General features: G+C 64.2%; 14 protein-coding genes. 3 read left to right on the top strand and 11 right to left on the bottom strand.

Annotated elements, in window-relative coordinates:
- Window positions 1-435: 435 nt before the first annotated feature.
- Complete coding sequence (dsr1, locus tag F3K02_RS13670; protein WP_177136174.1) at window positions 436-4221, bottom strand: anti-phage defense-associated sirtuin Dsr1; 3786 nt, start codon at window positions 4219-4221, stop codon at window positions 436-438.
- A gap of 807 nt (window positions 4222-5028) precedes the next feature.
- Between dsr1 and rpoH the strand changes: the two genes are divergently transcribed.
- Together rpoH and F3K02_RS13660 are read left to right on the top strand one after the other, a co-directional pair.
- Window positions 5029-5988 carry an RNA polymerase sigma factor RpoH gene (gene rpoH / locus F3K02_RS13665; RefSeq protein ID WP_177136173.1) on the top strand — a complete coding sequence of 320 codons (960 nt, stop codon included), beginning with the start codon at window positions 5029-5031 and terminating at the stop codon, window positions 5986-5988.
- Window positions 5989-6153: 165 nt separating this feature from the next.
- A complete protein-coding gene (locus F3K02_RS13660; RefSeq protein ID WP_177136172.1) occupies window positions 6154-7953 on the top strand; it encodes a sensor domain-containing diguanylate cyclase in 1800 nt (599 codons plus the stop codon).
- A 240-nt stretch (window positions 7954-8193) separates the two neighbouring features.
- Here the strand turns inward: F3K02_RS13660 and F3K02_RS13655 are convergent, their stop codons facing one another.
- From F3K02_RS13655 to F3K02_RS13610, 10 genes are all read right to left on the bottom strand, one after another.
- Complete coding sequence (locus F3K02_RS13655; protein WP_177136171.1) at window positions 8194-9222, bottom strand: metallophosphoesterase; 1029 nt, start codon at window positions 9220-9222, stop codon at window positions 8194-8196.
- A gap of 22 nt (window positions 9223-9244) precedes the next feature.
- On the bottom strand, window positions 9245-10792 hold the full coding sequence (lysS, locus tag F3K02_RS13650; RefSeq protein ID WP_177136170.1) for a lysine--tRNA ligase: 1548 nt from the start codon (window positions 10790-10792) through the stop codon (window positions 9245-9247).
- A gap of 159 nt (window positions 10793-10951) precedes the next feature.
- Window positions 10952-11668: an ABC transporter ATP-binding protein gene (locus tag F3K02_RS13645; RefSeq protein WP_177136169.1), complete on the bottom strand. Its 717-nt coding sequence runs from the start codon at window positions 11666-11668 to the stop codon at window positions 10952-10954.
- A gap of 12 nt (window positions 11669-11680) precedes the next feature.
- Complete coding sequence (locus tag F3K02_RS13640) at window positions 11681-12451, bottom strand: ABC transporter ATP-binding protein (RefSeq protein WP_177136168.1); 771 nt, start codon at window positions 12449-12451, stop codon at window positions 11681-11683.
- A 15-nt stretch (window positions 12452-12466) separates the two neighbouring features.
- Window positions 12467-13552, bottom strand: a complete 1086-nt coding sequence (locus tag F3K02_RS13635) for a branched-chain amino acid ABC transporter permease (protein ID WP_425485596.1) — start codon at window positions 13550-13552, stop codon at window positions 12467-12469.
- 17 nt (window positions 13553-13569) lie between these two features.
- Window positions 13570-14499, bottom strand: a complete 930-nt coding sequence (locus tag F3K02_RS13630) for a branched-chain amino acid ABC transporter permease (RefSeq protein WP_177136167.1) — start codon at window positions 14497-14499, stop codon at window positions 13570-13572.
- A 227-nt stretch (window positions 14500-14726) separates the two neighbouring features.
- Entirely contained in the window at window positions 14727-16022 is a 1296-nt protein-coding gene (locus F3K02_RS13625; RefSeq protein ID WP_177136166.1) for a replication-associated recombination protein A, read from the bottom strand.
- 28 nt (window positions 16023-16050) lie between these two features.
- Window positions 16051-16701: an outer membrane lipoprotein periplasmic chaperone LolA gene (gene lolA / locus F3K02_RS13620; RefSeq protein ID WP_177136165.1), complete on the bottom strand. Its 651-nt coding sequence runs from the start codon at window positions 16699-16701 to the stop codon at window positions 16051-16053.
- 44 nt (window positions 16702-16745) lie between these two features.
- The gene (locus F3K02_RS13615) at window positions 16746-19100 is read right to left on the bottom strand and encodes a DNA translocase FtsK (protein ID WP_177136164.1); all 2355 of its coding nucleotides are present in this window, start codon (window positions 19098-19100) and stop codon (window positions 16746-16748) included.
- Between the two features lie 128 nt (window positions 19101-19228).
- On the bottom strand, window positions 19229-19903 hold the full coding sequence (locus F3K02_RS13610) for a Crp/Fnr family transcriptional regulator (RefSeq protein ID WP_177136163.1): 675 nt from the start codon (window positions 19901-19903) through the stop codon (window positions 19229-19231).
- 159 nt (window positions 19904-20062) lie between these two features.
- Here F3K02_RS13610 and trxB point away from each other — a divergent pair, with 159 nt between their 5' ends.
- A complete protein-coding gene (trxB, locus tag F3K02_RS13605; RefSeq protein ID WP_218179461.1) occupies window positions 20063-21010 on the top strand; it encodes a thioredoxin-disulfide reductase in 948 nt (315 codons plus the stop codon).
- The last annotated feature ends 10 nt before the right edge of the window (window positions 21011-21020 follow it).

The raw sequence follows: 21020 nt of genomic DNA, 5'->3' as shown, positions 1-21020 counted from the left end.
GTAAGGGTCGCTCGGCACCTAGAGCAGCCCATCGCTGTTGAGTGGCCGCTGCCGCAGGTACAGCGGTCGGCCGCCTCGCAGGATGACGAATGGCAGGTTCCGGTGGCGGCTGTCATAGGGCTGCAGAACCTGACCGGCTGCACCCAGCCTTCAACCGACCTTGAGCAGCCAGATCCCAGCGGCTGTTCGGTGGCCGACAGTGTGAGTTTGTTGCGGCACCAAGAAGCTGACCTTCGGCATGCGGGTCCGGCCATGAACGACCCCTGGGACCACCAACTTGTGCGGCAGGTCAAAGCCTATAAGCCGACGTCCATCTGGTGCCGCCTGAACCAAGGGAATACCACGCCGCAGAGCGCAAACGTCAGTTCTGGCGGACTTACCGGACGCTCGACGTTCTCGCCGCCAAGGTCTGCTCGCGACCAACCGGAATCGCGCTCACCCCCGCCCGCGTTGGCGCTGAAACACCACCAGCCGTTCGAATCGCAGGTCGGCTGTCAGTCCTGGAATTGCTGTTTGGATCGACTGTAAACAGGCGCCAAGATCCCCCGGTGGCCACTCGGTCTGTTCGCCAATCACCAAACTCAGGAAGTCCAACGCCTGAACTGGAAACTTGCCGCAAAGGCCCGCTTTGTGAAGCCGATGCACTAGGTTGTTAGGGTGTGCTATCGGCTGTAGCCAAGCGCGAAGCAGCGCGAGTGCATCCGGAAACGCATCCTCCGACGCGACACACAGGCGGCCGAGGCTTTCGGCAATGGCGGGTGAAACGTTGTCTCGGTTCTTCGGCCAGATGGCGTGCAGATACGGCGCAACTCTGTTTGACCAGTAGTCGGCGCGCTGATCGCCTGCGCCATCCATCGCTCTCACCAACGTTTGAGCTGCGTCGTGCAGACCATCCGGTGGAAGTGCACGAGTCGCGCTCGCCAGTTCGGAGATGGTGAAGATGTCACCCCGGTCGAGAGCAGCGAAGGTGAGCAGCGACGCGTATTGCCCATCGTGCTTCCCCAACGCCGCATAGTGGCTCGCGGTGTCGAGGAAGGCTGGCTTGAGCACTTCCATCAATGGGCGATACAGGCGTGGCGACCACAGGAAGCCTTCCCAAGCGGCCCGCGCCTCTGCTTCGGAGCGGCGCCAATCGAACAGTGGCAACAGATGCCGTGTCGCCCACTCCCGGTCTACGCGGAACAACGTGATGACATGAGCCGCTAGCAACACGCGGCCATGTCGGAACTTGTCGACTCGCGTATCGCAAAGCTCGGTAAACGTGGGCTTGATTTCCTCGGGTAGTCCTTGCGCATCCTCCAGCGAGTGTCGATACCACCAGCGAAGGAGAGCCTCCGTGACGTGGCCCACGGGATGATTGATGGCGCGGAAGACGGGTTCGTCGGTATCGACGCCGCTCTCAACATTCAGAGCGAGGACACGGCGCGCGAGCGCAAAAAAGTGCGCTCGGTGGCCTTCGAAGGTCATGGCGACAGCTTGTAGCCACCAGCTGACACCGTGGGCGAGCGTTTGCAGCACGTCGTCGGGCGCAGTGGTCACGATCGGCGCCATGTAGCGCCAGGAACGCTTGATGAGCTTCTCTTCTGACCATGCCTGAAGGGCCTCGCGCCAGCGATCAGTGAGCCAGAGTCCATCCTTCACCAAGGAGCACAAGGCGCACGCGGTAGTAGCGAAGTTTTCCCGACAACGCTGGCGCCAGTCGTCTTCATGCCAGTGATCTGCGCTGGGTTGCTGCTTCAGCCATTCAATGAGATCACGGCGACGACGGGGAGTAGTGACGAACTTCCGCCACTCTTCGCCATCCCCCATCCAGACGGCAAACTCGTCTCGCTGATCCGCCGCCAGCGTCCATTCGGGATACCGGGCCGAAAGCGCTTCCAGCCTTTCCTTGCCGGCTGCGGCCAAGACTGCATCCGTCTCATCAACCTTCGCCAGTCGCAACCAGACTTCCCGGTCCACGATCTGGGTCCAGCGCTCAGGATCGATGTCGTCTTTGAACATCTCGCGAGGAGGCCCGGCGAGAACAGCCCCCTCCAGTTCCTTGAGCATCGCTGCATCGAGTCGCGGCGCCAGAGCAACCACTAGGCGCATAGTCTCCCGCTCGGTTTCCACCGACCATAGCCACCAGCCCGCATCCGCAAGCAGCCAGTCGAGTGCGCGGCGATAAGGAATCACGCCGTCATGTGCGGCTGCGAAGAAGGCTAGGCGGCGAAACAGCGGATACGGCACGTGCCACCAAGACTCGGCTACCAGCGCCGCACGCGCCGGCGACAACGCCACCGTGGCGAGCCAGGCGTCCCGGGTCAGTTCGATCAACGCCGTCCAGTCGTGGAAGTCCTTGTTTTGGTGGTGCTCGCCAATCGAGGGCTGATGCACGTAGGACAGATCGCTCCTGTCCTCGGCGCTGCCGAGCTCTCGCATCAAATCGAGCGCATCACGCAACAAAGCGCTGAAGTCAGCCAGCAACTCCGGCAGCGCGGCCGTCCAGCGTTCATCTTTGGGCAGATCGCGCAGGCTTGAGTGAACGTGATCCGTCGAGAGCACGATCTCCCACTCGACCAGTTCCTTGATCCGTTCAGGCTCGCGCCTTTCTCCTTCCTCGGCTGCCCAACGGAAAGGCTCGCGCAGCGACACACGCGGAGTCAGCGTCTCGCGCAGCTCAAGCCGCACCGATGTGGTCAGTCCATCCCGAGCGAATCGATCGCGCCAGCGATAGAGGTCGAAGTCGCGCAGCCACGACTTCACGCGACCGGTCAGCAGCAGTCGCCAAAGCGTACGCATCAAGGCGCTGGGGATCGAGTTGGGCGCGTTGTCGCGAATCCGCACCAATTCCGCCGTATTGCCGTCGCGTTCGAGTTTGTTTATCTCATCAAGTCGGTGCTCAATCGACCAGGCTAGATCGTCGTGCAGTTGACTGCCGCGTTTGACCAGCCACAACAACAGGGCGGGGTCATTGAGATGCCTGATAAGCCAGCGCGCAAGTTGCCGCATCACTTCGTCCCACCGGCTGCTGCGCGCGCCTGGATCGACGACAGACATCCATGGGGCCAGCCCATAAGGTGACGGCCTGCGGGTGAGGCTGAAGGTCAGCTTGTCATCCAAGGTTACTTTGGACTGGATGCCAAAGCGGTCCAAATCCGCATGCCGGTAGCGATCCTGACTCAGAGGTTCCAGCCAATCCAACGACGGCGCGGGGTCCAACTCTGCAAATCGCCTGGCTGGCAGGCCACCCGGATCGCTTAGTGCCCACATCAGGCGGCCGATGAAATCGTCCTGACTGGTACTTGCCAGCGGGCGCGCGATGGCGCACTCGACGATGATGCGCTCCTTGCCGCGTACGCCGTCGCGATAGGTCTCGGCCCAGGAACGCAACGTGCCGTGCAGATAGGCATGACGGTTGTGTTCACGGTAAAGGATGGGCGTGACGTTCTTGGCCCGCCACTCGTTGGCGCGCTGTTCTTCCTTGCCCTTGGAGTAGCTGCCAAACGCAAACATCTCCGGCGGTGACTCGCCGAGCAGACGGTCAGCGGCAAGCGCGTCCATCATGTAGCGCAGCACCGGGTCATTGATGCTGTACCCAACGAAGCACACGGTGTAGTTACGAAACAGCTCGCTGACAAAGCGCGCAGCCCAGCGCTCGGTGAGGTAGGCGAGGCCAAAGTCACCGCTGGAGACAACCAGCCGATCCAGCTCTCCCGCTGTAGGGGCGGCGCTGAGTAGGCCGTGCAGGTACACCAAGCCGTCCCAGCGACTCTTCGGAACTGGCAACAGCGGCGCCTGAAAGTGGTCGATGCTCAGCGACTTCCCTGCAATCACTTCCTCAAACAGGCGATCGAAGTTGGTGGTGATGAGCCGCGTGCGGCCCCCACGGATCTTGCCCAGCGTAAGTAGGGCCTCGTGGGTCGCGATCGCATTGGGGGGGCTGAGGTCTGGGGTCAGGATGCTCGCCAGTGCTCGGCGCACCGTCTCGCGGCCACCCACGATGTCCGCTTCCAGCAACCCAATGGCGGTGTCGAACTGCCCGGCCTTGATCGCTGACTGTTGGACTGCGCTCGGTACGACACTTAGTGCCGAGTAGAGCTTCGCCACCAGCCCGCCAAATCCAGGTAGGCGCGCTGGGTATGAGACCCCAGCGCCGCAGAAGAACACAACTTGCCCGTCCTCGTGCAACTGTAAGAGGCGCTCGGGTATGTCGGGTCCATTGCGAATGAATTGAGGCATGTTGTGCGGCGCGAACGTGGTTGATGGTGGTCATTGTGATCGACGCACTCAGCACGATAGTGTGGCCGAGACAGTGGCTCCGCCGGCCTGAGGTCAACGGACGCCAAGCACGGTTCCGCAGACCTTGATGGCACGCACTCGAACGTCGCCGGTGCGGTACTCGCTGACGCCTAGGTCGATCGGACAGCCGTGTCTTCCTGACCAGCCACGTGCGCTGGCGAATGACCGGTCTTCACGACCTTGTGTGGCGTCGTTGGGTCGGTACTGCAAGTTCGCCCGATAGGGAAGCAGTCGTTGAAGCAGCTAGCCCATAAGGTCTCGGCCTGCGGTCGGCTGTTCGGTACATTGCTGCCGCTCGGTCCCGCGCCGGCAGCCGAGCTGATCGTCTGCTTGATGGCGCCGACCTTGAGTAGGTTGACGATGGCAACAGGCTCCTTACGCTGCACACCCGTCGTTGATTTTGATATGGCCAGCTCTGCAGTGGTAGTCAGCGCCAGCTCACCACCGTGGTCCCAGACAAGTGACAACCATCTCCGTGTGGTCTTGAAGACTTCGAAGAATATGATGACACCTTGAGGTCTCGCAACTAGCCTAGTTGCCAGAAATTACCGTAAGTGCTTGATATACATATAGATTTACCTCTGGAAGAGTTCAAAACTCAGTGAAAAAAGTTCAAAACTCACTGAAACTCGACACTTCGACCCCCGATAGCCCCCTGGCATCGAGGCCATGGAACTATTCAATTAGCACTCACTCATATGGAGTGCTAACATTTGAGAAAGACCAACCTGAGGAGGGTTCTTCTATATGACCACTGCACTGCTTGCACCCACCGCCCTGCCGTCTGCCACACTGGCCGTGGCCAGCCCGTGGGCGAGCCGTTCGCTGACGCTGCCCGCGCTGGGCAACCTGGACGCCTACATTTCGGCCGTCAACCGCATGCCGCTGTTGACGCTGGAAGAGGAACAGGGCGCTGCGCGCCGCCTGCGCGACCACAACGATATCGACGCTGCCGGGCAGCTGGTGATGTCGCACCTGCGGCTGGTGGTGTCGATCGCCCGCCAGTACCTGGGTTATGGCCTGCCGCACGGCGACCTGATCCAGGAGGGCAACGTCGGCCTGATGAAAGCGGTCAAGCGCTTCGATCCCGAACAGGGCGTGCGCCTGGTGAGCTACGCCATGCACTGGATCAAGGCCGAGATCCACGAGTACATCCTGAAGAACTGGCGCATGGTCAAGGTGGCGACCACCAAGGCCCAGCGCAAACTGTTTTTCAACCTGCGCTCGATGAAGCAGGGCTTCCGCGCCGAAGCACTGGACGGCGACACACACCGCGAAGCGTTTTCGGATGGCGAGGTGGACGTGGTCGCTCGCGACCTGAAGGTCAAGCCGGAAGAAGTGCGCGAAATGGAAACACGGCTTTCCGGCGGCGACGTGGTGCTGGACCCGAGTCCGGGCGACGATGGCGAAGACAGCTTCGGTCCCATTGCTTTCCTGGCCGACGCGACGCACGAACCCACGGCGATGATCGAGTCGGCGCAACGCGATGTGTTGGCCACCGAAGGCATCGCCACCGCCATGAGCGAGCTCGACGACCGTTCGCGCCGCATCGTGACCGAGCGCTGGCTCAAGGTGAACGACGACGGCTCGGGCGGCATGACGCTGCACGAACTGGCGGCCGAATACGGTGTGAGCGCCGAGCGCGTGCGCCAGATCGAGGTCGCGGCCATGAAGAAGATGCGCAAGGCGCTGGCCGCTTTCGCCTGAAGCCAGCAGCCCCACACTCAAAAAAAAAAGCCCCGGAGGCCACCATGCCGTCCGGGGCTTTTTTCTGCCTGGCGCTGTGGTCAAACGGCTGCAACCGCGTCGATAAGCGGTGGCTGCGCCAACTTTGCACGACGCGCGCTTCCAGCCGCACGCCACAATCCGGGCATGCCGACCCCGCTCCAGGCACCTCTCACCGCCAGCGCCCCTCTTTCCAGGCCGCTAAGGGCCTGGTTTTTTCTGCTGACCTGTCTGGTCTGGTTGGCGCTGTCGTCATCGGGCGGGGCCTTCGCAGCACACACCCCCGGCAGCACCGCCACCCCGGTGGTGGTGCTCGACGGCGAGCAGTCCAGCGTGCCGCTGGCGGGGCGCAGCACCTGGTGGGTGGATGCGTCGGGCCAATCCAGCGTGCAGGAGGTCGCGCAGCGGTACGCTGAACTGCCCTTTGTGGTGCGCGACAGCCTGCACCGCGTGCGCCTGACCGGCGATGCGGCGCTGTGGGTGCGCTTCGACGCCTGGACGCAAGACAGCCGTTCGCACTGGGAGCTGGAACTGGCCCGTTCGGGCACCGATCGCATCAGCCTGCACCACCAGCGCGCCGACGGCGGCTGGCTGGAACAGCACGCGGGCGACAGCCTGCCGGTGAAGGACTGGGCGTCGCCCGACCGCTATCCGGTGTTTGCGCTGGAACCCCGTGTGGACGGCCCGGTGACCTACTGGGTGCGGATCCAGCACGCGCGGGTCCCGTTTTCGGGTGAGCTGGTCGTGCACAGCCACAGCCGCTTGCGCGAGCAACGCATGGTGCAGCAGTTCCTGCTCGGCGGGTATTTCGGCATGGCCATGCTGCTGACAGCCATCGCGGTGGTCAACGGGCTGGTGTTCCGGGACACCAGCTTCGGGGCCTACGCCATCTACATCACCTTGCTCGGGCTGTCGCTGGCGGCGTCTCTGGGGGTGGGGGGTCAATTTCTGTGGCCCAACGCACCGCAGCTGAACGGTTCGGCCGAGTTCGTTCTGCTGCCGCTGGCGGCCGTTGCGGGCCTGCTGTTTGTGCGCCATGTCGTGCAGCCACGCCGCATCGGCCGCTGGCTGGACCGCATCTCGCTGGCGCTGGCGGCCGTCTTGCTGGTGCTGGTGGTCTGGGACCAACGGGTGCTCGACCAGTGGAGCTTTCAGGCCATCAACGTGGCAGGGTCGCTGACCATGGCTGTGGTCTATGCCATGCTCTGGGCCGCCTGGCGCACCGGGGACCGCTGGGTGCGATGGATCGCAGTGGGCATCCTGCCGGTCCTGCTGGCCGGCGCGCTGCCGGTGCTGCGCAACTTCGGCCTGATGTCCTCGGGCTTTCTGTCCCAGTACGGCATGGTGATCGCCGCCGCCATCGAGGCCCCGCTGCTGATGTACGCGCTGCTGCAACGCTCGTCCATGCAACACGAGGCGCAGGCGCGGGCCAAGGCGCTCGCCCTGACGGAACCGCTCACCGGCCTGACCAACCGCCACAACTTCATGCTGCGCCTGCACGAGAGCCTGATCCGGGCCCAGCGCTACCGCCACCACAGCGCCCTGCTGCTGATCGACCTGGACAACCACGCCTGGTTCGTGCAGGAGCACGGCCGCGAGGTGGCCGACCGCGCTCTGGTGCTCACCGGTTCGCTGCTGCGCTCGGTCGCACGCGATGTGGACACCGCCGCCCGCGTGGATGACCGCAGCTTTGCCCTGTTGATGGAAGGACCTGTCCGGTCGGCGCAGGCGGTGGCCGCGGCCACGAGCATCGTGGCGGGTGGCCTGCGCCCGTCTTCGCAACTGCCCGTGGGCACCACGCTGCGCTGCAAGGTGGTGGTGGCCCTGCTGCCCGAAGAGACGCTGGGTCTTCAGGAAAACGCCCAGGCACACCTGGACTGGCTGCGCATCACACTGGACGAGTTGAAGAACACCCCGCGCAAGAGCATCCAGACGTTGAACTGCTGAGGCCGCTCATGCCGTTTTGCATTCAGCGTGAAAACCAGGCTGAACAACGCCGTTATCGCTTTGAAGGCAAAACGGCATCAGTTGCTCCACTGCACCGGAGCGCAACCCGCGACGCATGAAACAGCGCCACCCAGGGGCGCCGAAGGTCCGGCTTGGCCGGCCCAAGGGGCCGTCCCCCCTCCAAGCCGAAGGCGCCAGGGAGGGGGGAAGCCGCGCAGCGGCGCAGGGGGGTGTTTCCCTTCAGGGCTTGAGCTCAACCAGTTCGATGGTCGGCATGACAGCCAGACGTGCCGGCAAACCGATCGTCCCGATGCCAGGCGTGACCAGCAGCGGCCCCGCCGGGGTGTCGTAGAGGCCGTTCCACCAGGGTTGCCGCGTGTTCGTGTTGCGCAGCACCCAGGGGGTGAGCCCTGGAATCCAGATCTGTCCGCCGTGGGTGTGTCCCGCCACCGAGAGGTGGGCCGCGCCCGGTGGCAGCAGAGCCACCGTGTCGGGCTGGTGGGTCACCACCAGGCGGTTGCCCGGAGCGGTGGCCGATCCGGACGCCTCAGGCCAGAACGCGCGAATCTGTGCCTCGGGCCGGCCACCCCAGCCGTCGTCCAGACCCACCAGCTCCCAGCCTTTCCAGGCCACGCGCCGGCCTTCGAGCAGTTGCACACCATGGGTCTGCAGCGCCTCGCGCAGCGGTTCGGTCAGGTCCGGCCCTGGCGCCTCGACATCGTGGTTGCCGAGCACGCCAAACACCGGATGACGGATGCCGGCCAGCGGTGCGAGACCGGTCTTCAAGTCCAGGGGGGGTTCATGGGTCCAGTCGCCGGCCACCAGCACCGCGTCCACCTCCAGCGCATTGAGCTGGCGCACCAGGCGTTCGAGCTGGTGATCGCGGAAGAACAGGCCCCAGTGGATGTCGGCGATGACGGCCAGGCGCACCGGCTGGGCGCCCGGGGGCAAGCCGGTGATCGTCGTCTGCCGCACCCGCGAAAGACCGGGTTCCACCAGCGAGGACCACAGGCCCACCATCACCAGCAAGGCCGCCACCCCGGCTTTCCAGCGCAGGAAGCCGCGCCCGCTCACCGCGACCCCCACCAGGCCGATCAGCAGGAAAGGCCCGGCCAGCCGGGGCGCCCAGTAGAGCCAGAGCATCACCAGGTTGCGCAACCAGAAACCCGGCGTGTGCCAACGGTCCTGGTAGTCCCAGAGGCTGACGGCCAGCGCCAGCACCAGACCCAGCGTAAACAGCCGCCAGACCCAGCGCAGCGCCCGGCTCATGGGCGGCATGTCGGGGCCCGCGTCAGGCCTCGCGGCGCAGCGCAGGGAAGAGGATCACGTCGCGGATGCTGGGGCTGTCGGTCAGCAGCATCATCAGGCGGTCGATGCCGATGCCGCAGCCACCGGCCGGCGGCATGCCGTATTCGAGCGCGCGGATGAAGTCGGCGTCGTAGTACATCGCCTCTTCGTCGCCGCCGTCCTTGGCCGACACCTGCGCGTGGAAACGCGCGGCCTGGTCTTCGGCGTCGTTGAGCTCGGAGAAGGCGTTGCCGAACTCGCGACCGGTGATGTAGAGCTCGAAGCGTTCGGTCACTTCCGGGCGGTCGTCGTTGGCGCGCGCCAGCGGCGAAATTTCCGTCGGGTGCTCCATGATGAAGGTCGGGTTCCAGAGCTTCTCTTCCACCGTCTCTTCGAAATACAGCACCTGCAGGCTCGCCAGGCTGCGGCCGCTGAGCTGGTGTTTCTGTTCCGACAGACCCAGCTTCTTCAGCGCGGGAATCAACCACTCGGCGCTGTCCACGCCCTCGCCGGCTTCGGTGTATTTCAGGATCGCTTCGCGGATGGTCAGGCGCTCGAAGGGCGAGTACACGTCCACCGGCTTGCCGTTGTAGCTCAGCGGCGTGTCGCCGTGCACCTGCTTGACGACATGGCGGATCAGCTGCTCGTTGAAGTCCATCAGGTCCTGGTAGTTCCAGTAGGCCGCGTAGAACTCCATCATCGTGAACTCGGGGTTGTGGCGGACGCTGATGCCTTCGTTGCGGAAGTTGCGGTTGATCTCGAACACACGCTCGAAACCACCGACCAGCAGGCGCTTCAGGTACAGCTCGGGCGCGATGCGCAGGAACATTTCCTGGTCGAGCGCATTGTGGTGCGTCTTGAAGGGCTTGGCGTTGGCGCCGCCGGGAATGGGGTGCAGCATCGGCGTTTCCACTTCCAGAAAACCGTGGCTCACCATGAAATCGCGGATGCTGGAGAGCGCGTGGCTGCGCGTGACGAAGCGCTTGCGCGCACTCTCGTCGGTCATCAGGTCCACATAACGCTGGCGGTACTTGATTTCCTGGTCATGGATGCCGTGAAACTTGTCGGGCAGCGGGCGCAGGCTCTTGGTGAGCAGACGGATCTTGTCGGCGTGGATGGTGAGCTCGCCGGTGCGGGTTCGCATGAGCACGCCTTCGGCCGCGATGATGTCGCCCAGGTCCCAGTGCTTGAAGGTGTTGAGCGCCGCTTCCCCCACGCTGTCGGTGTTCAGGTAGATCTGGATGCGGCCACCCGAGGGGCCGAACGACGCGTCCTGCAAGGTGGCGAAGCTGGCCTTGCCCATCACGCGCTTGAGCATCATGCGGCCCGATACGCAGGCGCGCACCGGGTTGGCTTCGAGCGCTTCCTTGGTTGCCTCGCTGTGCGTGGCAAACAGCGCCTCGGCCTTGTCCACCGGCTTGAAGTCGTTCGGGAACGCCACGCCCTCGCCGCGCTGCTGCGCCTCGCGCAAGGCCTTGAGCTTCTCGCGCCGCTCCGCAATCAGCTGGTTGTCGTCGGTGGCGGGGGTGGCGTGGGCGTTTTCGGTGGTCATGGTGTGGGGCAATGAAGAACGGGTTGCGCCCAAAAAGCGCAACCCGTCATTGTAAGTTCCCGAGCAAAGTGCCCCCAACCCAGAACGCTTTGGTCTCGGCTTCGCCGGGCCGCATCGCGTTGCCCCCTTGCAAGGGGGTCGCGCGCAGCGCGGCGGGGGTCAGTGTCCCAAGTAGGCTTCGCGGACCTTCGGATCCACCAGCAGATCCTGGCCGGAGCCCGTCATGGTGATTTCACCCGAATCCATCACATAGCCGCGGTGGGCGATCTGCAGCGCGCGCTGGGCGTTCTGCTCCACCAGCAGGATGGTGACGCCCTGGGCCGACACATCGCGCACCACCTCGAAGATCTTGTCCACCATGATGGGCGACAGTCCCATGGACGGCTCGTCGAGCAGCAGCACCTTGGGCTGGCTCATCAGTGCGCGTGCCATCGCCAGCATCTGCTGCTCGCCACCGCTCATGGTGCCGGCGAGCTGGTCCTTGCGCTCTTTCAGGCGCGGGAAGATGCCGAACATGCGCTCGATGTCGTTGGCGATGCCCGCCTTGTCCTTGCGGATGTAGGCGCCCATCTGCAGGTTTTCGGTGATGGTCATGCGGGTGAACACGCCGCGGCCTTCCGGCACCATGGCCAGGCCCAGCTTGACCAGGTCCCAGGCGCCACGGCCCTTGATGCTCTGGCCCAGGTATTCGATGTCGCCGCCTTCAAAGGCCAGCGAACCGGTGACGGCCTTCATGGTGGTGGTCTTGCCCGCGCCGTTGGAGCCGATGAGCGAGATCAGCTCGCCTTCCCGCACTTCCAGATCGACACCCTTGACCGCCTTGATGCCGCCGTAAGAGACCTTCAGGCCGCTGATTTTGAGTAGTGTGTTTGCCATGTTCTTGTGTCCTCAGCTGCCGCCCGTGCCCAGGTAGGCCTCAATCACCTTCGGATCCCGCTGCACATCCGCCGGGGTTCCCGACGACAGCTGCTTGCCGTAGTCGAGCACGGTCACGCGGTCACACAGGCCCATCACCAGCTTCACGTCGTGTTCGATCAGCAAGATGGTGCGGTTGTCCTTGCGGATGCGGTCGATCAGTTCGCGCAGCAACACCTTTTCGGTTGCGTTCATGCCGGCGGCAGGTTCGTCCAGCGCGATCAGCTGGGGATCGGTCGCCAGGGCGCGCGCGATCTCCAGGCGGCGCTGGTCGCCGTAGCTCAGGGTGCGTGACTTGTAGTCGGCAAACTTGCCGATGCCCACGTAGTCGAGCAGTTCCCGGGCGCGGGCCGTGATCTCAGCCTCTTCGCGCTTGAAGCCGGGGGTGCGGAACACCGCACCGATCAGGCCGGAGTGGGTGCGCACATGGCGGCCCACCATCACGTTTTCCAGCGCCGTCATTTCGGCAAACAGGCGGATGTTCTGGAAGGTGCGCGCGATACCGGCCTTGGCCACCTCGTGCACGGCCGAGGGCGTGTAGGGTTTGCCGGCCAGTTCGAAGGTGCCGCTGTCGGGCGTGTACAGCCCGGTCAACACGTTGAAAAAGGTGGTCTTGCCCGCACCGTTGGGACCGATCAGGCCATAGACCTGACCGCGCTGGATTTCAATGCCGACATCGCTCAGGGCCTGCAGGCCACCGAAGCGTTTGGAGACGTTGGCGACTTTGAGAATGGTTTCAGACATGCGTGTTCTCTCTGCTCATTTCGCCAGCGATTTGCCGTGTTCCGGCGAAGGCCACAGGCCCTTCGGACGGATCAGCATCACCACCACCATGGCCAGCGCAATCAGCAGCTGGCGCAGAATTTCAGGGCCCAGGCGACCACCGGTCCACTCGGTCAGGGGCCCGGCCACGTGGCGCAACACCTCGGGCAGGCCCGCCAGCAACAGGGCGCCCAGGATCACCCCGGGGATGTGGCCGATACCGCCCACCACCACCATCGCCACCACCATCACCGATTCCATCAGCGAGAAGGACTCGGGCGACACGAAGCGCTGGAACGAAGCGAACAGCACGCCCGAGACACCGCCAAACGTGGCACCCATGCCGAAGGCCAGCAGCTTCAGGTTGCGGGTGTTCAGGCCCATGGCCTTGGCCGCGATCTCGTCTTCACGGATGGCCATCCAGGCGCGGCCGATGCGCGAGTCCTGCAGGCGGTAAGAAAGGATCACCGCACCGACGACGAAAAACAGGAACAGGTAGTAATACAGTGTGACCGGCTGGAAGGTGTAGTCGCCAATGGTCAGGCGTTGGCCCAGGTCGAGGCCAAACACCGAAATGGTGTCGATCTGGCTGATGCCCTTGGGGCCGTTGGTGATGTTCACCGGGCGGTCCATGTTGAGCAGGAAGATGCGGATGATCTCGCCGAAGCCCAGCGTGATGATGGCCAGGTAGTCACCGCGCAACTTGAGCGTGGGGGCGCCCAGGATGATGCCCACAACACCCGCGATCACCGCGGCCAGGATCATCACCAGCCAGATGCTGATGTGGATGCCGTTGGGGAACATGGCTGCGATGGCCGGGAAGGTGTCGGTGAGGTGGGGCGAACCCACCAGCGCGAAGATATAGCCGCCCACGGCGAAGAAGGCGATGTAGCCCAGGTCGAGCAGGCCGGCGTAGCCGACCACGATGTTCAGACCCAGCGCCAGCAGCACGTAGAGCAGGGCGATGTCGACAATGCGCACCCAGGAGTTGCTCCCGGTCGATTGCAGCAGGATGGGCAGCAGCAGCAACGCGGCAGCGCCCAGCAGGAAGGCGATGAGTTTTCCGTATTTGGTGTTCATCATGATGTGTTCCTTGGCCGTCAGGCCCGGTCGGCCACACGCTCGCCGAGCAGACCGGACGGTCGCAACGTCAGCACCAGGGCCAGCACGATGAAGGCGAAGATGTCGGTGTACTGGCTGCCCAGCACGCCGCCGGTCAGCTGGCCCAGGTAACCCGCGCCCAGCGACTCGATCAGACCCAGCGCCACACCGCCCACCACGGCACCCGCGAGGTTGCCGATGCCGCCCATGACCGCGGCCACGAAGGCCTTCAGGCCGGGCATGAAGCCCATGGCGTGCTGCACCGTGCCGTAGTTCGAGGCCCACATCACGCCAGCGATGGCCGCGAGCATGGCGCCGATGATGAACGTGGCGGAGATCACCACGTCGGGCTTGATGCCCATGAGGGCGGCCACACGCGGGTTCTCGGCCGTGGCGCGCATGGCGCGGCCCAGGTTGGTGCGGTTGACCAGCCACATGAGGAACGCCAGCGTGATGACCGTCGTGGCCAGGATGGTGATCTGTGTCACCGAGATCACGGCGCCCCCGAACTCGATCGGCTCACGCGAAAGGGTCGAGGGGTACGACTTCGGATTCGGCGCCCAGATGATCATGGCAAAGGTCTGCAACAGCAGCGACATGCCGATGGCGGTGATCAGGGGCGCGAGCCGCGGTGAGTTGCGCAGTGGCCGATAGGCCAGCTTCTCGATTGCGTAGTTGAGGGCTCCGCAGACCACCATGGCGATCAGCGTGGCCACCAGCAACAGCAGCCAGCCCGGCATGCCGGCCCAGGCGCTCGACATCCAGCCGATCAGCGTCCAGCTGGTGAGCGCACCCACCATGAGCACGTCACCGTGCGCAAAGTTGATCAGACCGATGATGCCGTACACCATAGTGTACCCCAGCGCCACCAGCGCATACATACTGCCCAGAACCAGACCATTGATGATCTGCTGCAGCAAAACGTCCATACAAACTTCTCCGTGTTTTTTCCAGCCGGGCGGGTGCCCGGTCTGTCTGCCTTGAGTTAGCAAAAAACCCGCCAGGCTCGACCTTGGAACAGGACAGACTGCGGGTTGGTGGGCGGATTGTAGCTAGGCGTTTCAGAGGGCCAGATGCGTGTAAGCCCTTATGCGGCGCGGGTTTACCCTGATTTTTGATTTCCCGGCGCGGCTGCATCAGCGCGATTCGCGCTTCATTAGTTATTTTGATTGTTCAGTTTTTTGAGTTCGCGCAGCTTATCGGCGATGCGGATTTCCAGCCCGCGCTCCACCGGACGGTAAAAATCAGGCCCGGCCATGCCATCGGGCAGGTAGCGTTCGCCCGCCGCGAAGCCGCCCGCCTCATCGTGGGCGTACCGGTAGCCTTTTCCGTAGTCCAGCTCCTTCATGAGCTTGGTGGGTGCATTGCGAAGGTGCATGGGCACCGGTCGCGTGCCGTCCTTCTTCACAAAGGCCTTGGCTTCGTTGAAGGCCTTGTAGACCGCGTTGGACTTGGGCGCCACGGCCAGGTAGACCACACATTCGGCCAGCGCCAGCTCGCCTTCCGGTGTGCCCAGGCGCTCGTACACCTCGGCCGCGTCCAGCGCCAGACGCAGCGCGCGCGGATCGGCCAGGCCAATGTCTTCACTGGCCATGCGGATGAAGCGGCGCGCCATGTAGCGCGGGTCGGCACCACCGTCGAGCATGCGCACGAACCAGTAGAGCGCGGCGTCCGGATCGGATCCGCGCACGCTTTTGTGCAGGGCGCTGATGGTGTCGTAGAACTGCTCGCCACCCTTGTCGTAGCGGCGCATGCGCTCACCCAGCACACGCATCAGCCAGGCATCCGTCACCTCGGCGAGTTTTTCGCGCGTGGCCGCCACCGCCAGCGTCTCCAGCGTGTTGAGCAGGCGACGGGCATCGCCGTCGGCGTAGGCGATCAGGCGGTCCGCCGCAGCGGTTTCGACCGCGGGCACCGCCCCGATGCCTTGCGCCCGGGTGATGAGCTGGCGCAGATCGTCCTCGCCCAGCGGCTGCAGCACGTAGACCGCCGCGCGCGACAGCAGCGCCGAGTTGACTTCGAACGAGGGGTTTTCGGTGGTCGCACCGATGAAGGTGAACAGCCCGCTTTCCACGTGCGGCAGAAAGGCGTCCTGCTGGCTTTTGTTGAAACGGTGCACCTCGTCGACGAACACGATGGTGTGCTGGGTCTGAAGCCCATCGCGCGCGATCTGCGCCTGCTCCACCGCCTCCCGGATGTCTTTCACACCACCCAGCACCGCGCTGATGGTGATGAACTGCGCGTCAAAGGCGTCCGCCATCAAGCGCGCGATGGTGGTCTTGCCCACGCCGGGTGGGCCCCAGAGGATGCAGCTGTGCGGCTGGCCCGACTCAAACGCGAGCCGCAGCGCCATGCCCTCGCCCAGCAGGTGCTGCTGCCCGATCACCTCGGCGAGCGTGCGCGGGCGCAGGCGCTCGGCCAGCGGCGTGTGCGGCGCGGCGGGTGGACTCAAGGCGTCGTTTCCATCGCAGAGGGCGCGCTCAGGGCCGGATCACGTCGGCGCCGGCTGGCGGCTGAAAGCGGAACCGCTCTGCCTTCAGCGGCGCGTTGTCCTGCCACTGGTTGAACGTCAGCACCGAGCGCTGGCCCAGGCTGTCGGCAATCTCCAGCGCCGCGAGCTGACCGGCGCGGAATCCCACCCGCACGCTCTGCAACTGCCCGTCCTTGTTGCGCGGGCGGGCTTCCAGCCACTCCAGGCCATCCGCAGCGGGCGCAGCCTTGAGATCGAACACCTCTGTGAGGGCTTTCATGTCGGTGCCGGCGGCGATCAGCGCCGCGGGCGTGCTGCCCAGCACGTCCTGCTGCTTGCGCGCGGTCACCTGGTTCAGGTCCACGTCGTACAGCCACAGCGTCTCGCCATCGGCCACGATGGTCTGCTCAAACGGCTTGGTGTACTCGAAACGGAAGCGGTTCGGGCGCAGGAACTCAAAACGCCCGCTGGAAGTCTTGCGGCGCGCCACGGTTTCGCCGTTGCGCACCGGCGAGGTCACCACCTGGGTGAAGCCAGCCTGCGCACTGCCCACCTCGCGCAGGAACCGCTCCAGGTCTTTCAGGCCGTCGGCCTGTGCGGGCAGGGCCGCGAATGTCAGCGCAGTGACCGCGGTCACCGTTGAAAGCAATTTTTTGATCATGTTGGATGGGACCCGGCCACGGCCACAAGGTTCAGGCCCGTGCATCATTCGCTGCGCGAGGGCACCAGAATATCGCGTTGACCGCTGGAAGTCAGTGCACTGACCATGCCGGCTTTTTCCATGTCTTCGAGCAGGCGCGCGGCGCGGTTGTAGCCGATCTTCAGCTTGCGTTGCACGTAGGAAATGCTGGCCTTGCGATCCTTCAGCACGATTTCCACCGCCTGGTCGTACAGCGCATCTTTTTCGCTGCCGTCGCCACCGCCCTCGCCGAACATGTCGCCGCCCTCGCCATCGCTCACCGGGCTTTCCAGCACACCATCGATGTAGTTGGGCTCACCGCCCTGCTCTTTCAGATAGGCCACCACGCGGTGCACCTCTTCGTCGCTCACAAAAGCGCCGTGCACCCGCACCGGGAAGCCTGTGCCGGAAGGCATGTAAAGCATGTCGCCCATGCCCAGCAGGCTTTCGGCGCCCATCTGGTCGAGGATGGTGCGGCTGTCGATCTTGCTGCTGACCTGGAACGACAGGCGGGTGGGAATGTTGGCCTTGATCAGGCCGGTGATCACGTCCACGCTCGGTCGTTGTGTCGCCAGAATCAGGTGGATGCCGGCGGCGCGCGCCTTTTGCGCCAGGCGGGCGATCAGTTCCTCGATCTTCTTGCCACCCACCATCATCAGGTCGGCCAGCTCGTCGATCACGACCACGATGTAGGGCAGGCGTTCGAGCGGCTCGGGTTGTTCGGGGGTCAGGCTGAACGGGTTGCCGATGATTTCGCCGCGCGCCTTGGCCTCGTCGATCTTCACGTTGTAGCCCGCGAGGTTGCGCACACCCAGCTTGCTCATGAGCTTGTAGCGCTTTTCCATCTCGGCCACACACCAGTTCAGGCCGTTGGCCGCGTGCTTCATGTCGGTGACCACGGGTGCGAGCAGGTGCGGAATGCCTTCGTAGACGCTCATCTCCAGCATCTTGGGGTCGATCAGCAAGAGGCGCACATCCTTGGCATCGGCCTTGTAAAGCAGCGACAGGATCATGGCGTTGATGCCGACCGATTTGCCCGAACCGGTGGTACCGGCCACCAGGCAATGCGGCATCTTGGCCAGATCGGCCACGATGGGCTGGCCGCCGATGTCCTTGCCCAGACCCATGGTCAGCAGCGACTTGGCGTCGTTGTAGACCGGCGAGCCCAAGATTTCGCTCAGCTTGATCATCTGCCGCTTGGCGTTGGGCAGCTCCAGCGCCATCAGGTTCTTGCCCGGAATGGTTTCGATCACACGAATCGACACCAGCGACAAGGAACGGGCCAGATCACGCCCCAGGTTCACGATCTGAGAACCTTTGACGCCCGTGGCTGGCTCGATTTCGTAGCGGGTGATCACCGGGCCGGGCGCGGCAGCCACCACGCGCACGTCGACGCCAAAGTCCTTGAGTTTCTTCTCGATCAGGCGGCTGGTCATCTCCAGCGTCTGGCTGTCCACGCCAGCCTGGTGCAGGGGCGCACTGTCCAGCAGGTCCACCTGCGGCAGCTTGCTGTCGGGCATTTCGACGAACAGCGGCTTCTGCCGTTCCTTGGCCACGCGCTCACTTTTCGGCACGTCCACCAGGGTGGGCTCGATCAGCACCGGGGTGGGGTGGTGTTCTTCGCTCTCGACGCGCTCGACCTTGACCACTTCTTCGCGCTCGCGTGCCGCCATCTCCCCGATGCGCTGGTCTTCGACCGCCTCGCGTTTTTCACGGCGCGATTCAAACCAGTTGTCCAGCCAGGCGCCCAGGTGTTCGGCCCACTGGCCCCAGGAAAACCGGAACACCCTGGGCAGGCAGATCACGAGCAACGCCAGCATGCCCAGCGCCGAACCGGTGAAACCCAGCCAGCGCACAACCACAGGCCCGAGCGCATGACCCAGCACGCCACCCGCCGTTCCCGGCAGGTGCGGCTCCAGCCGGTACAGGCGGCTCCATTCCAGCACCGCGCTGGCGCTCAGCAAGACCAGCAGTGCCAGCACGTAGGCGAGACGACGCGCCCAAGGTGTTTGCCACCAGCGCTCAGCCCCGTGATCATCCCGCGAGACCGCCTGGGCTTGCTGGCCACGCAAGCGCCCTGCCAACGCCGACAGCCAGGCCCGCAAACCGGCAAAAAAGCACCACCAGACCGACCAACCCAACAGGTAGTAGCTCGCATCGGCCAGCAGCGCACCCAGCTGGCCGCCCCAGTTGCCCACTTCGGACCGCGACCCCGTCGTGCTCCAGGCCGGATCAACCAGCGAATGGCTCAGCAACGCGAGCAACCAGAAAGCCAGCGCCACAGCGCCCACCACCAGCCCGATTTCCTGCGTGAATCGGACCACACCACCAGGCGCGGCTTGGGCCCGGTCGGCGTTCAGTGTGTTGAGTGAATAGGTCATGGTCCTCGCTGCGGTTCGGCAGCAAGCTTACCCCAAGGCCACACGAGACAGGCACCGGCAAACCGGTAACACGTGTAGCCGCGGGCGAGGAGCATCCAGGGCTGCGGCCGGCGCGGCCACGCCGGACTTCAGCCCAGCGAGCTGAGCCGTTCCTTGATCACGGTGGCGCCGTCTTCGCCCACCTCGATGAAGCCCCGGTCCTCCAGGTCTTTCATGACCCGGCTAACCATTTCTCGCGATGCGCCGATCATCTTGGCCACATCCTGGCGAGACACCCGCTCCCGAATCACGAGCTGCCCGTCCTTGTCGGGCCGCGCAAACTCCAGCAAGGCCCGGGCGACGCGGCCGTAGACGTCCATCAACGCCAGCGACTCGATCTTGCGGTCGGCGTGGCGCAGGCGCTGCACCAGTCCCTTCATCACGGCGTAGGCCATGGAGGTGTTCTCGGGCAGGCAACGGGCGAATTCAGGGCGCCCCAGGATCAGCACATCGGTCTGCACCTCGGCACGCACCGTGGCCGAATGCGGCTGGTTGTCGATCAGACTCATCTCGCCCACATAGTCGCCCGGGTTCATGGTGGCCAGGATGACTTCCCGGCCACGGGCATCGGTGGTCACCACGCGGGCGCGCCCCGTCAGCACGATGGCCAGAAAATTGGACTTCTTGCCCTGTTCAACGATGCACTCTCCGCGCTTGAAACGCCGTTTGGTGACCGCATCTGCGACGGACTCGGCCTGCGCCTGCGTCAGCGTGGAAAACAGCGGGACCCGGCGAATCAAATCCAGATTGGACAGGATGGACATGCGTATATACCTCTGGTCAGACTGCTGCCGCAGCGCTCTTCCATACAATGCTTCGAGTAGCCGATCGCCCACCTGGCCAACGGCGCCAGGCCCCGAACGCAACACAGCATCTCTCGACTCTAAACCACACAACCCCACTCCCTGATGGGGATTTGCACCATGAAGCACACCAAAGTACTTATTCTAGGTTCCGGCCCCGCGGGCTACACCGCTGCAGTGTATGCGGCACGGGCCAACCTGAATCCGGTGCTCATCACCGGGATTGCCCAGGGTGGCCAGCTCATGACCACCACCGACGTGGACAACTGGCCCGCCGACGTGGACGGCATTCAAGGCCCTGAGCTGATGCAGCGCTTCCAGGCGCACGCCGAACGCTTCAAGACCGAGATCGTGTTCGATCACATCAATGCGGTCGATTTTTCCAAGCGGCCTTTTGTGCTCAAGGGCGACAGTGGCGAATACAGCTGTGATGCCCTGATCATCGCGACCGGCGCTTCGGCCAAGTACCTGGGCCTGCCCTCGGAAGAAGCCTTCATGGGCAAAGGCGTGAGTGGTTGCGCCACCTGCGATGGCTTCTTCTACCGCGAACAGGATGTGGCCGTGGTGGGCGGCGGCAACACCGCCGTCGAAGAAGCCCTGTACCTGTCGAATATCGCCCGCAAGGTCACCCTGGTGCACCGCCGCGACACGTTCAAGGCCGAACCCATCCTGGTCGACAAGCTGATGGAGAAGGTCGCTGCGGGCAAGATCGAGCTCAAGACCCATTTCACGCTCGACGAGGTGCTGGGTGACCAGAGCGGCGTGACCGGCGTGCGCCTGAAAAGCGTGAAGACCGGCGAGACCGAAGACCTCGTGCTCAAGGGCTGTTTCATCGCCATCGGCCACAGCCCCAACACCGATATCTTCAAAGGCCAACTGGAGATGCAAGACGGTTACATCGTCACGCAATCCGGACTGAAGGGCATGGCCACCATGACCAGCGTGCCCGGTGTTTTCGCTGCGGGCGACGTGCAGGACCATGTGTACCGCCAGGCCATCACCAGCGCCGGCACCGGCTGCATGGCGGCCCTCGACGCCCAGCGTTTTCTGGAGCAAAACGAGGCCTGAGCGCTTCCCG

This window comes from Hydrogenophaga aromaticivorans (assembly GCF_013387465.1).
Classification (GTDB): Bacteria; Pseudomonadota; Gammaproteobacteria; order Burkholderiales; family Burkholderiaceae_C; genus Hydrogenophaga; species Hydrogenophaga aromaticivorans.
Note: the sequence above shows the minus strand (reverse complement) of the source record. Positions and strands in the feature narration are given on the sequence as shown.